Below are 13,180 nucleotides of genomic sequence, written 5' to 3' on the forward strand. Positions count from 1 at the left end.
CCAAGTGTTGTTGCGACGCACATTTATTGCTAAACGGCACGGCGCTTGCTTTTTAACTCGTATGAACGCTCAAACGACATTTTTCCGACACCTGACCTCCCGCGCTCGCAAAAGCCTTTGCGCGATGTCCGCCGTCTGCTGCTTTTTCGCTGGCAGCCCTGCCATTGCTGATGCGGTTACCTTGCCTGACATGCTTATCGGCGTCACTCAGGGCTTTCTTGAGTTCACCGTAGAAGACTATCTGGCCACCAGTCAAACGGAAGGCCGCTACGAGATCGAAGTAAACCAGCTCGACCCTCGTATGCGCATGCCTATGTGCGACAAGGAATTGACAGCGACTTTGGAGAGTCCGGCACGTCCGCTGGGCCGGGTTACCGTGAAGGTCCGCTGTGAGGGCGCCTCGCCCTGGACTGTGTTCGTGCCCGCTCAAGTCCGCCTGTTTCGCGAGATTGTGACAACCACCCGACCGCTGAAACGTGCAGGGATCATCGAACCACAGGACGTGACCCTGCGTGAACGCGACGTGAGCACGATCAACCAAGGCTTTCTGACCTCGGTAGACGAAGCGATCGGGCAGAAATTAACCCGACCAACGGTAGCCGATCAGGTCATTACCCTGGTCCATCTGGAACAGGCGGAAGTCATTCGCAAGGGTGATCAAGTGGTCATTACTGCGCGCAGCGGCACGCTCGCCGTGCGCATGCCCGGTGAAGCGCTGGCCAATGGCGGTTTGAAAGAACAGATCCGGGTGAAAAACCTCAACTCGCAACGGGTCATCAAGGCGCAAGTCACCGCGCCCGGCCAAGTGGAAGTGGCGATGTAGAAAACTGGCGCTGACCCCGGCTGTTCCCTAAACTGTGCCGCAGCAGGACACGCGCCGGCGCATGCAAGGCTCATTGTAAATGTGCCTAAAGTTTTCCAGGGGATGGCCGAAAACATGGCAAGCGTCCAAATTCCCAGAGGTTTTTATCATGGTCATCGATTTCAGCCGTTTGAACAGCTCCTCGTCACTTACGGGCAGTACACGTACCAGCAACGCCAAGGAAACCGCCGAAACCGGCACCTCCGCGCCGCTGAATACCCAGGCCGAACCGGCCAGTACCGCAAAAAGCGGGGAATCGGTACACCTCAGCAATGAGGCTCAACAGTTGCAGAAGGTCACTGACAAGCTGCGCGATCAGCCTGCTGTCGACAAAGCCCGTGTGGCCGAGTTGAAAGCCGCGATTGCCGATGGCAGCTATAAAGTCGACAGCAACCGTGTAGCCAGCAAACTGCTCAACTTCGAAGCCCAGCGCTAGGCTTTTGCCGGCGCCAGGCTTTTGGACGCTTAAAACCCAAGGCCAGCCATGCACGACACTAATTTATTGCAATTGATCAACGACGACTTTGCTCCAGCTCAACAATTGCTGGAGTTGCTGCAAACCGAATCCCTCGCGTTGCACGGTCGCGACATGCCCTTGCTGGAAAACATTCTGGCGCATAAACAGGCATTGATCATTCTGCTTGAACAGCATGGCCGCAAGCGCAGTGAAATCCTCGCCAGCCTCAACTTGCCGACAGACCGCAGCGGTCTGGAGCAACTGGCTGGCCAGTCGAGCATTGGTGAGCAGTTGTTGGCGCAAGGCGATGCATTGACCGATCTGATCGCTCAATGCCAGGCCGCCAACCTCAAGAACGGCCAGTCGATCCAGATCCAGCAGGCCGCCACGGCCAATCAGCTGAAGATCCTCACCGGCGGTGAAGCGCCGGCGCTGTATAACGCCAGCGGTACATTTGCCAAACCCGCCACACCGCGTCCGCTCAGCCAGGCATGAGCCGTTGATGCGCCAGCTCTATCAACCCGCGAAACATGCTGGCAAAATGCTGGCTAGTCGTCATATTTTGTCTGGAGATTGATAAACCGTGTCCAACGCCCTCAGCGCGGATGATGCTCCGCAGCCCCCTAAGGTGCTTACCACGCCACTGGAAATCTCCAGCAACCTGCGCCAGCTGCAAGAAAGCCACGATCCACTGATCATCACCTTTCATGAGCGCAGCCAGCGCTTCCAGAGCTATCTGATCAAAGTCGACCGCGACAGCGCTACGATCGCACTGGACGAGATGATTCCGCGTGATGGCGAACGTTTCCTGCAGGCCGGTGAGCCATTCAAGGTTGAAGGTTTTCATGAAGGCGTGCGCATCGCCTGGGAATGCACCGGCACGCTGAATATCGAAGAATCCGAGGGTGATCGTTTCTACACCGGCGCACTGCCGACTGAAGTGGTTTACCACCAGCGCCGCAATGCCTTCCGCGCAGCACTGAAACTGACCGATCTGGTCAGCGTTGAACTGGGCGGTGAAAAACTCAAGGCGCCAATCAACGGCAAACTGCTGGATATCTCCGCGACCGGCTGCAAGCTGCGTTTCGAAGGTGATATCACCGACCGCCTGCAATTGGGCCAGGTTTATGACCGCTTGATCGCCCCGCCGCTGTTCGGCAACCAGCCGATCTCCGTCGAATTGCGCTATCTGCATTTCGAAGAAAAACTCAACATCACCTTTGCCGGTCTGCGTTTCCACAACATCAGTGGCCAGGCTGCGCGCAACGTTGAGCGTTTCGTGTATCAGTTGCAACGTGAAGCACGCCGTTTCGACAAAGACGATCTCTGATTCGTTGCGGCCAATAAAAAGGGCAGTCCTTGGCGGGACTGCCCTTTTTTTTATGCGCGGTGTTTTTGTTCAGCTCAGGGTCTGCCGCCACTGAGATCAGGCGCGGGTTTATCGGTATCCGGTTCGACTTCTGCCGCAGGCTCTGACTGAGTATCAGCTTCAGGCTCGGGACTTGCCGGCGCCTGCACAGGGTCTTGCACCATCTGCTCCTGCACCACCTGCTCGTCTACCCGAGGATCGAGGGCCGCCACCAGCGGTGAGCTGGACATGCTGTCCGGCATGGCCACGTGATGCAGCGGCGCGTCGTCGACCTGATGCAGATTGGTCACCGCTTTCGGCCGGATCCGCCACACCAGCACCAACGCGAAGAAGCTGAAGAACGCATACAGGCTCTGGCTGCCAAACAGCTTCATCAACACGCCCGCAAGCAACGGCCCGATGCTCGCACCGACACCATAAGTCACCAGCAGCATCGCCGTCAGCGACACGCGACGATCGCCTTCCACATGGTCATTGGAGAATGCCACCGCCAGTGGGTACAGACAGAACTGCACCAGTGAACACAGGAAACCAACCCCGAACAACACCTCCAGCGGAACCTGCGGCAGCACGGCCAACGGCAACGCCGCCACCGCCAGAAACCCGGCAAAGCAGCGAATCAACAGCGCCCGGTCATAACGATCGGACAACCAGCCCAACGGCCACTGCACCAGTAAACCTGCAAAGATGCAGCTACCCATGAACAGACCGACCTGCTCGGTCGAAAGCCCTTGCTGCGAGGCATACAGCGGCGCCAGACCGTAAAACGAGCCGATGATCAAACCGGCACCCAGCACCGTACTCAACGACTGCGGTACGCGCTTGATAAAGAAGCGTGGCTCCATCGGCGCCGGATGCAGTGGCGCCGGGTGAATCCGCCGCGTCAATGCCACGGGCACCAGACACAGGGCGAAACACAGCGCGACCAGCATCAGCAGTTCCAGCCCCAGGCCCGGGTGCATGACCAGAATCAGTTGGCCGAGGACCAGGCCCAGGTACGAAGCGATCATGTAGCCGCTGAACACCAGGCCACGCTGATTGGCGTCCGCCTGTTCGTTGAGCCAGCTCTCGATCACCATGTACTGGCACATCATGCCCAGACCGACGATGGTCCGCAGCACCAGCCACGCCGGCAGCCAATCGACCAGACCGTGGCCAAGCACCGCCGCCCCAACGATCCCGGCACAGGCCGAATAAGCACGGATGTGCCCGACCCGGGCAATCAGTCGGTGACCGATCTTGCCGCCCAGCACCAGACCGAAATAGTTGGCCGCCATCAACGCGCCGACCCAGAGGCCGTCGACATTGTCAGCGGCCAGTCGCAATGCCAGATAAGTGGATAGAAGGCCCGAGCCGATCAACATCATCAGCGAGGCGAAATACAGTGCTCGAAAGGATTTCCAGATTTGGCGCATCGGCGTTCCGAGCGGCTCCTTGCAGTTAATATCGGGCTACCAGAACGATAGCCCGATGGCGGCGGTACGTCAGGCCTGGGCTGCTAGAACACGTCGTTCCCAGGGAGTGATTTCATCAAAGAAGCTGGTCAACTCCATGGTCTTCGAAGCGATGTAGCCTTCGATGAACTCCTGTCCGAACAGTTCCCTCGCCAATTGGCTACGTTTCAGACGTTCGAGCGCGGCGTGCAAGGTACACGGCAGCGCAAGATTGTCCGGCACCGCGAACTCGCCCTGAATCGCTTCGCTCGGTTCCAGCTCATTCTCGATCCCGTGCAAACCGGCAGCCAGACTGGCGGCGATCGCCAGATACGGATTCGCATCGGCGCCCGGCAAACGGTTTTCCACCCGACGGGCAACCGGCGAGCTGGCCGGAATTCGCAGGCCGGCCGCCCGGTTGTCGTGCGACCAGCAGGCGTTGTTCGGTGATGCGTACGGATGGCACAGGCGCTGATAGGAATTCACATTAGGTGCAAACAGTGCGGTGAAATCAGCCATGCCCGCCTGCTGGCCACCGATGAAGTGACGGAACATCGCGGTCGGCTCACCGTGCGCATCACTGAAGACATTCTTGCCGCTAGCGGTCTCGACGATGCTCTGATGAATGTGCATCGAACTGCCTGGCGTGTGTGCCAGCGGCTTGGCCATGCACACCACAGTCAAGCCGTGCTTGAGCGCGACTTCCTTGAGCAGGTGCTTGAACAGGAACGTCTGATCGGCCAGCAGCAGTGGATCACCGTGCAGCAGATTGATCTCGAACTGGCTGACGCCCATCTCGTGCATGAAAGTATCGCGCGGCAGACCGAGTGCCGCCATGCACTTATAGACTTCGTTGAAGAACGGCCGCAGACCGTTATTGGAACTGACGCTGAACGCCGATTGGCCATCCTCGCGACGCCCGTCAAGGCCTACTGGCGGACGGAATGGCTGGGTCGGATCGGCATTCGGCGCGAAGACAAAGAATTCCAGCTCGGTCGCCACCACCGGCGCCAGGCCGCGCGCGGCATAACGGGCAATGACTTTCTTGAGCTGACCGCGAGTCGACAGGTTGGAGCTTTCGCCGCTCAACTCATCGGCATCGCAAATCGCCAGGGCACGCGGGTCGTCACTCCATGGCAAACGATGGATCTGGGTCGGGTCGGCAATCAGGGCGAGATCGCCGTCGTCGCTGCCGTAAAACCGTGCTGCCGGGTAACCGCCCATGATGCATTGCAACAGCACGCCACGGGCCAGTTGCAGACGCCGCCCTTCGAGGAAACCCTCAGCGGTCATCACTTTGCCGCGCGGCACGCCATTCAGATCCGGCGTAACACATTCAATCTCATCAATGCCGGTCAATCGCTGCGCGAGTGAACCCTGGCCATCGGTTGTCATGACGCAATCCTTGTTATTGTGCGAGCCGCGAACGGCGACCCGCACAAAATAGGCTCCGGCTGTTCGGAATATCAAGCAGCGTCAAAGAAAAACCTGTGTCACGGCAGATAAAGGCTGAACACCCCGCCGCCAAGCGGTCCGCCGTTGCGGATTTCGGTGCGTCCTTCGACACCATTGCGCTGATGCAGCGCCGCGATACGATTGGCGAAATACAAACCGAGCCCGGTGCTGCCACTGCTGTGATTGATGCCCTGTACATAATCGGCCTGGCGCTCGAGCATCTCGGCCGGATAACCGTCGCCGTCGTCGTTGATACTCAGCACCAGTTGCCCAGCCTCGTCACTGACGGTGATCAGCAGCGATTCGCGGGCGTAACGAATGGCGTTATTGATGCAGTTGCCCAGCACCGAGGCAATCAGCTCACGGTCGAAGAAACCCAACGGGCTCAGCGGATCGACTTCATAGGTGGCGATGATCCCGCGACTGGCAAACACTTCCTGATGCGCCGCCAGTTGCGCCTCGATAAAGTCATCGAGTTCGTGATAGGCCGGTTGCAGCGGCATCTGGTTGACGCCGAGCTTGTACAGCCCGAGCAGTTGCACCAGCATGCCGTTGAGATGGGCAAACTCGAAGTCGATCACACCCTGCTCCGCGCCTAACCGTTGCGCCTCAGGCAACCGTGCCAGCCATTGGCTGTGGGCCTGCATGAGCATGGCCAGCGAGTTCTTCATGTCGTGGACGGTGGAGGCGATCACCGTAGAAAAATCCAGAGCTTGCTCGTCGTGGTTCATTCGCCAAACGCCTTGCTTTTCAGCTTCTGATAACGCGCAAAACGCGCGTCGGTGTCGGGCATCAGGCCAACCATTTTCAGGCAGGCCCGACATTCTTCCAGTTCCGCCGACGGCACACTGGTGTCGGTGCCGTGGAGCAGCGACTGGGCCATGTTCAGCGCGATACTGATGTTCTTCGGTTGCATCTTCAGCGCCTTGCGGAACACCTCACGGGCCTCCACCAGGTTGCCGGTCTTGTACACGCGCACGCCCTGACGGTTGAGGTCAGCAGCAGCGTTGCTGGAACTGAGGATGGTCGGGTCATCAGTGAGCTTGGCGATGTCTTTCATTACTGCCGGATCGTCACCGTAGATCTCTGCGCAGCTCTTGAGCATCGAGGTGCCCGCCTCGGCCTGTCCGAGCATCTGCAATTGCTTGGCGACCAACAGCGCAGCTTCCGGACTCATGAACTGCTCCATGCCGTCGAGGCGCATCAGCGCTTGCTCGGTGAGCTTGTCGGCGGTCTCGGCATCGTTGAGCAGCAGGCTGGTGGCTTTCATCAGACGCGCACGAATCTGCAGGCCGGGGTCGCTCGGGTTTTCTTTGGCCACCGCACTGAGCGTGGTGTTGATCTCCAGGCGTGTGCGCGTGTCGAGCCCGCGCTCGCTGCCTTTGCTGATCAACGCGTGAGCCAGGCCGAGATTACTTTCCGGATCCTTGAAGCGCGACTGCGCGCCTTGCGCTACGGCCTGACGATAGGCGCGGGACGCGGTGTCGAAGTCTTCGTTGGCCATCGCCAGTTTGCCCAGCAACGCCTGCCGACGCACCGCCAAGGGAGACAGGCGAATCGCCTCCTCCAGCACCCGTTGCGCACCTTTGCTATCGCCTTCGGCGACCAGTACATCGGCCATGCCGTCGTACAGCGCCGGCATCATCGGGAACACCTTCAGGGCCTTTTCATAAACGCCCTTGGCTTGCGCCACCTGGCCACGCTTGAACAGCAATTTGCCAAGTCCGGCAAATGCCCATGGCAACGGCCGGTCAGCAATGATGCTGTCATAGAGACGTTCCAGCGCTTCGTTCTGATTCATCTCGCGCAGCGCATCGGCGCGATAACGCAGGCACAGCGGTGAATAGCGAATGTCCTGCTTGCACAGGGCGATGCAGGCGTTAAGCACCTCGACCGGTTTGCCACGATCGAGGGCTTGTAGAATCGGCTTGAGCAACGTCTTGCGCTGTTCCAGACGCTCCAGGCGCTGGGCCAGGCCGGAGCGGTTGAACGGCTTGGTCAGGTACGCATCCGGTTCGTGCTCCAGAGCACTGAGCACCATCGCCTGACTGGTCTCGGCCGTCACCATGACAAACACCGCTTCATGGCTGATAAGCTTTTCCGACATCAGATCTTCGAGCACCTGCTGGCCGTTCTTCTTGCCATCGCCGAGATGGAAATCCTGCAGGATGAAATCGTAGGACTTCTGCGCGCACATCTTCAGCGCCTGCTCACCGGTGTCGGCCGTGTCGACGTCCTTGACCCCGAGCTCACGCAGCATCGAACGCACGGAACTGCGGAAATCCGAGAAATCATCGACGATCAGAAAACTTTTTTGGTGATACGACAGCATCGAAGATTTCCAGGCAATTGAAGTGAGGGCAATTTCAGGCGCGCAGATGATAGCTGGCGGCAAAATGCTATCAAGCGATTTCGCGCGACTTTTAAGTCACCGAATGGGTTATCGGCCAGAAGTGCGGTTCCCTGAAGCCAGTGCTTCAAGATTCCTCTGCGAGCATTTACCCTGCGCGCCAGGACAACTTCCCACTACAAGGCTTACATCGTGGACATCAAAGGACGCTACATCGTGTCCGCCTGCGCTCTGCTGTTTGTTCAGCAGGCAATGGCGGCTGGAATGGATTGCACAAAAGCGGCGAATGCCGTCGAAAACACTGTTTGCGCGAACAAGTCGCTGTATGAACTGGATGCGCAAATGGGGGTGGTTTATCGGGATTTATTCAAGGTTTCTGCTCCCGCACAACCTGAGCTCAGGCGCACTCAACGACTGTGGCTGAAAGCCCGCAACGAATGCGCCGAAGACATTTCGTGCCTGGATCAGCACTATCGCGAGCGCCTGCAAGTGCTGCTGGCACAGTGGCAGGCAGCCGTTGCCTATCAACCGGATGACCTCGATGAACAGGCGCTGGACGACCTGCAAAAGAGCATTCAAGCCGCCAGTAAAGATGATCCCGAATTTGCGCTGGACCGAGCACTCGCCGCGCTCGCCGTGAAAACAACTGCCGGCGGTTTTCACGGCGATGCCAGTGAAGAGGATTCGTCGATAACGCACTTTCCGACTGCACAACCCAAAGGCGTTACTGCAAATGAATGGCGAGCCTTGACCGCTTCGCGGATCACTGACGCTGCCGAAACCGGCCTGACCTCTTACACTTTGCAGGATCTGGATGGCGACGGGCAGCGCGATCTGATTGTGAATACCTACGCCGGGGGCACAGGTCTGTTCACCTATGTGGAAACCTGGCGTCGCGACGGAGAACGGTTCGTCAAACGCTCTGTTGAGCCCGAAAGTTCGCTGTTCTACACCAACGATCGCGGTGCCAATCAGTCGGTAGACTGGATAAACCTGCGTGGCAAAACTTACGCGGCTTATCGAAACAGCGAGTACGGCGTTGATCGGATCTACTTGCTCAACCCGCTGCAAATCAACGTCCAGGTGCCTACGGTGACGATCCGTTATCACTACGACCTCAACGTGCCCGTTCTTCAACACAAAGATGACGGCAACAGCACGTTTGAACTCGAACCCGATCTGCACCGAGCGCTCAATCTGGCAGTGGCGAAAGTAAATGAAACCGCTGCTATCCCTTCAAAAGAACCGCTCTGCCCTATTCCGGCTACAGGCGCTGGTGAAAACGATTACTACAGCTTTGGCCCGGCGCATTACAGCATTGAAAAAGTAGCCGACCTGCCAGTCTTCATTGGCAATGATTGTTACATCGGCGCCTTGATCGACTGGTTCGGCAGTTACAGCGAAAAGAATGGTTTGTTCGCGCAACTGGCATTGCGTAAACCGGACAGCGATGACGGCAGCCGCACATACGAAGTCTACGGTCGCCGACACATAACCGAAGTCAGTACCTCAATGGGTAAAATTGAGCTGAACGAGGGTTAACCGCTTATCCAGTCTGATGTTGAAGATCAATGATGCAGTCGCGGCACGTTGTGGCAATTCGTCGGCTGACGGTAAAACAAAAGCCCCGTCGCAATTTCGATTGCGACGGGGCTTTTGTATTTGAACTTGATAGTCTTCCCGAACTTTTTATCCCTGATAAACTTTCCTGCGGGCAAAACAAAACCCCAACTGCTTTCGCAATTGGGGTTTCGGAATTTAATCTTGACGATGACCTACTCTCACATGGGGAAACCCCACACTACCATCGGCGATGCATCGTTTCACTGCTGAGTTCGGGATGGGATCAGGTGGTTCCAACGCTCTATGGTCGTCAAGAAATTCGGGTACTGACTCGTGACCTTGTGGCCTCGCTTCAGCAAATTGGGTATGTGACAGCTTTCGGTGTTTGTGAACATCGAACTTTCGGTTCGTTTCGTCTTCACACACCGCAATCTGGTCTCTTCGACGCAAATTGCTTGGGTGTTATATGGTCAAGCCTCACGGGCAATTAGTATTGGTTAGCTCAACGCCTCACAGCGCTTACACACCCAACCTATCAACGTCGTAGTCTTCGACGGCCCTTCAGGGAACTCAAGGTTCCAGTGAGATCTCATCTTGAGGCAAGTTTCCCGCTTAGATGCTTTCAGCGGTTATCTTTCCCGAACATAGCTACCCGGCAATGCCACTGGCGTGACAACCGGAACACCAGAGGTTCGTCCACTCCGGTCCTCTCGTACTAGGAGCAGCCCCTCTCAAATCTCAAACGTCCACGGCAGATAGGGACCGAACTGTCTCACGACGTTCTAAACCCAGCTCGCGTACCACTTTAAATGGCGAACAGCCATACCCTTGGGACCGGCTTCAGCCCCAGGATGTGATGAGCCGACATCGAGGTGCCAAACACCGCCGTCGATATGAACTCTTGGGCGGTATCAGCCTGTTATCCCCGGAGTACCTTTTATCCGTTGAGCGATGGCCCTTCCATACAGAACCACCGGATCACTAAGACCTACTTTCGTACCTGCTCGACGTGTCTGTCTCGCAGTCAAGCGCGCTTTTGCCTTTATACTCTACGACCGATTTCCGACCGGTCTGAGCGCACCTTCGTACTCCTCCGTTACTCTTTAGGAGGAGACCGCCCCAGTCAAACTACCCACCATACACTGTCCTCGATCCGGATAACGGACCTGAGTTAGAACCTCAAAGTTGCCAGGGTGGTATTTCAAGGATGGCTCCACGCGAACTGGCGTCCACGCTTCAAAGCCTCCCACCTATCCTACACAAGCAAATTCAAAGTCCAGTGCAAAGCTATAGTAAAGGTTCACGGGGTCTTTCCGTCTAGCCGCGGATACACTGCATCTTCACAGCGATTTCAATTTCACTGAGTCTCGGGTGGAGACAGCGCCGCCATCGTTACGCCATTCGTGCAGGTCGGAACTTACCCGACAAGGAATTTCGCTACCTTAGGACCGTTATAGTTACGGCCGCCGTTTACCGGGGCTTCGATCAAGAGCTTCGCGTTAGCTAACCCCATCAATTAACCTTCCGGCACCGGGCAGGCGTCACACCCTATACGTCCACTTTCGTGTTTGCAGAGTGCTGTGTTTTTAATAAACAGTCGCAGCGGCCTGGTATCTTCGACCGGCATGAGCTTACGGAGCAAGTCCTTCACCCTCACCGGCGCACCTTCTCCCGAAGTTACGGTGCCATTTTGCCTAGTTCCTTCACCCGAGTTCTCTCAAGCGCCTTGGTATTCTCTACCCAACCACCTGTGTCGGTTTGGGGTACGGTTCCTGGTTACCTGAAGCTTAGAAGCTTTTCTTGGAAGCATGGCATCAACCACTTCGTGTTCTAAAAGAACACTCGTCATCAGCTCTCGGCCTTAAGATCCCGGATTTACCTAAGATCTCAGCCTACCACCTTAAACTTGGACAACCAACGCCAAGCTGGCCTAGCCTTCTCCGTCCCTCCATCGCAATAACCAGAAGTACAGGAATATTAACCTGTTTTCCATCGACTACGCTTTTCAGCCTCGCCTTAGGGACCGACTAACCCTGCGTCGATTAACGTTGCGCAGGAAACCTTGGTCTTTCGGCGTGGGTGTTTTTCACACCCATTGTCGTTACTCATGTCAGCATTCGCACTTCTGATACCTCCAGCAAGCTTCTCAACTCACCTTCACAGGCTTACAGAACGCTCCTCTACCGCATCATCCGAAGATGATACCCGTAGCTTCGGTGTATGGTTTGAGCCCCGTTACATCTTCCGCGCAGGCCGACTCGACTAGTGAGCTATTACGCTTTCTTTAAAGGGTGGCTGCTTCTAAGCCAACCTCCTAGCTGTCTAAGCCTTCCCACATCGTTTCCCACTTAACCATAACTTTGGGACCTTAGCTGACGGTCTGGGTTGTTTCCCTTTTCACGACGGACGTTAGCACCCGCCGTGTGTCTCCCATGCTCGGCACTTGTAGGTATTCGGAGTTTGCATCGGTTTGGTAAGTCGGGATGACCCCCTAGCCGAAACAGTGCTCTACCCCCTACAGTGATACATGAGGCGCTACCTAAATAGCTTTCGAGGAGAACCAGCTATCTCCGAGCTTGATTAGCCTTTCACTCCGATCCACAGGTCATCCGCTAACTTTTCAACGGTAGTCGGTTCGGTCCTCCAGTTAGTGTTACCCAACCTTCAACCTGCCCATGGATAGATCGCCCGGTTTCGGGTCTATTCCCAGCGACTAGACGCCCTATTAAGACTCGCTTTCGCTACGCCTCCCCTATTCGGTTAAGCTCGCCACTGAAAATAAGTCGCTGACCCATTATACAAAAGGTACGCAGTCACAGAACAAAGTCTGCTCCCACTGCTTGTACGCATACGGTTTCAGGATCTATTTCACTCCCCTCTCCGGGGTTCTTTTCGCCTTTCCCTCACGGTACTAGTTCACTATCGGTCAGTCAGTAGTATTTAGCCTTGGAGGATGGTCCCCCCATATTCAGACAAAGTTTCTCGTGCTCCGTCCTACTCGATTTCATGACTAAGAGATTTTCGCGTACAGGGCTATCACCCACTATGGCCGCACTTTCCAGAGCGTTCCGCTAATCTCAAAGCCACTTAAGGGCTAGTCCCCGTTCGCTCGCCACTACTAAGGGAATCTCGGTTGATTTCTTTTCCTCAGGGTACTTAGATGTTTCAGTTCCCCTGGTTCGCCTCTTGCACCTATGTATTCAGTACAAGATAACCATCTTATGATGGCTGGGTTCCCCCATTCAGACATCTCCGGATCAAAGTCTGTTTGCCGACTCCCCGAAGCTTTTCGCAGGCTACCACGTCTTTCATCGCCTCTGACTGCCAAGGCATCCACCGTATGCGCTTCTTCACTTGACCATATAACCCCAAGCAATCTGGTTATACTGTGAAGACGACATTCGCCGAAAATTCGAATTTCTCAATTAAGAGAACTCACAAATTTTACCTTAGCCTGATCCGTTACCAGTGAAAGTAACGTTCAGTCTATCTTTCTATCACATACCCAAATTTTTAAAGAACGAACTAGTCAAAGACTAGAAATCAACATTCACCATCATCATGATGGAATGCTCATTTCTAAGCTTTACACAAGAGAAGCAGTAGTGGTGGAGCCAAACGGGATCGAACCGTTGACCTCCTGCGTGCAAGGCAGGCGCTCTCCCAGCTGAGCTATGGCCCCGTATTTCTA

Annotated in this window: 9 protein-coding genes, 1 tRNA gene and 2 rRNA genes; 5 read left to right on the top strand and 7 right to left on the bottom strand. The window is 56.1% G+C overall.

The annotated features are described in order from the left end of the window. Positions 1 to 61 precede the first annotated feature (61 nt). From flgA to AB4O01_RS12645, 4 genes are all read left to right on the top strand, one after another. Positions 62 to 823 carry a flagellar basal body P-ring formation chaperone FlgA gene (flgA, locus tag AB4O01_RS12630; protein WP_026000512.1) on the top strand — a complete coding sequence of 254 codons (762 nt, stop codon included), beginning with the start codon at positions 62 to 64 and terminating at the stop codon, positions 821 to 823. Positions 824 to 971: 148 nt separating this feature from the next. Continuing rightward, the gene (flgM, locus tag AB4O01_RS12635) at positions 972 to 1,298 is read left to right on the top strand and encodes a flagellar biosynthesis anti-sigma factor FlgM (RefSeq protein WP_077574151.1); all 327 of its coding nucleotides are present in this window, start codon (positions 972 to 974) and stop codon (positions 1,296 to 1,298) included. Positions 1,299 to 1,346: 48 nt separating this feature from the next. Next, positions 1,347 to 1,814, top strand: coding sequence for a flagella synthesis protein FlgN (locus AB4O01_RS12640; protein WP_099756941.1), 468 nt, complete (start codon positions 1,347 to 1,349; stop codon positions 1,812 to 1,814). 88 nt (positions 1,815 to 1,902) lie between these two features. Further along, the gene (locus tag AB4O01_RS12645) at positions 1,903 to 2,649 is read left to right on the top strand and encodes a flagellar brake protein (protein ID WP_093442101.1); all 747 of its coding nucleotides are present in this window, start codon (positions 1,903 to 1,905) and stop codon (positions 2,647 to 2,649) included. 74 nt (positions 2,650 to 2,723) lie between these two features. Here AB4O01_RS12645 and AB4O01_RS12650 read toward each other — a convergent pair whose 3' ends face one another. The 4 genes from AB4O01_RS12650 to AB4O01_RS12665 form a co-directional block, all read right to left on the bottom strand. Next, on the bottom strand, positions 2,724 to 4,103 hold the full coding sequence (locus tag AB4O01_RS12650; protein WP_460091949.1) for an MFS transporter: 1,380 nt from the start codon (positions 4,101 to 4,103) through the stop codon (positions 2,724 to 2,726). A gap of 69 nt (positions 4,104 to 4,172) precedes the next feature. Continuing rightward, positions 4,173 to 5,414 (bottom strand): glutamine synthetase family protein, encoded by a 1,242-nt coding sequence (locus AB4O01_RS12655; protein ID WP_320336569.1) that lies wholly within the window; start codon positions 5,412 to 5,414, stop codon positions 4,173 to 4,175. A 200-nt stretch (positions 5,415 to 5,614) separates the two neighbouring features. Continuing rightward, on the bottom strand, positions 5,615 to 6,307 hold the full coding sequence (locus tag AB4O01_RS12660) for a sensor histidine kinase (RefSeq protein WP_093442086.1): 693 nt from the start codon (positions 6,305 to 6,307) through the stop codon (positions 5,615 to 5,617). Next, positions 6,304 to 7,908, bottom strand: a complete 1,605-nt coding sequence (locus tag AB4O01_RS12665; RefSeq protein ID WP_093442081.1) for a tetratricopeptide repeat-containing response regulator — start codon at positions 7,906 to 7,908, stop codon at positions 6,304 to 6,306. The genes AB4O01_RS12660 and AB4O01_RS12665 overlap by 4 nt, the downstream gene beginning before the upstream one ends. A 210-nt stretch (positions 7,909 to 8,118) precedes the next feature. Between AB4O01_RS12665 and AB4O01_RS12670 the strand changes: the two genes are divergently transcribed. Continuing rightward, positions 8,119 to 9,468 (top strand): lysozyme inhibitor LprI family protein, encoded by a 1,350-nt coding sequence (locus tag AB4O01_RS12670; protein WP_460091952.1) that lies wholly within the window; start codon positions 8,119 to 8,121, stop codon positions 9,466 to 9,468. 220 nt (positions 9,469 to 9,688) lie between these two features. Here the strand turns inward: AB4O01_RS12670 and rrf are convergent. From rrf to AB4O01_RS12685, 3 genes are all read right to left on the bottom strand, one after another. After that, positions 9,689 to 9,804 (bottom strand): 5S ribosomal RNA (gene rrf, locus AB4O01_RS12675). A gap of 151 nt (positions 9,805 to 9,955) precedes the next feature. Then, positions 9,956 to 12,849, bottom strand: a 23S ribosomal RNA gene (locus AB4O01_RS12680). A 246-nt stretch (positions 12,850 to 13,095) separates the two neighbouring features. Continuing rightward, positions 13,096 to 13,171: transfer RNA gene (locus tag AB4O01_RS12685), tRNA-Ala, on the bottom strand. Positions 13,172 to 13,180: the final 9 nt, after the last annotated feature.

This window comes from Pseudomonas sp. S2_E02 (assembly GCF_054668355.1).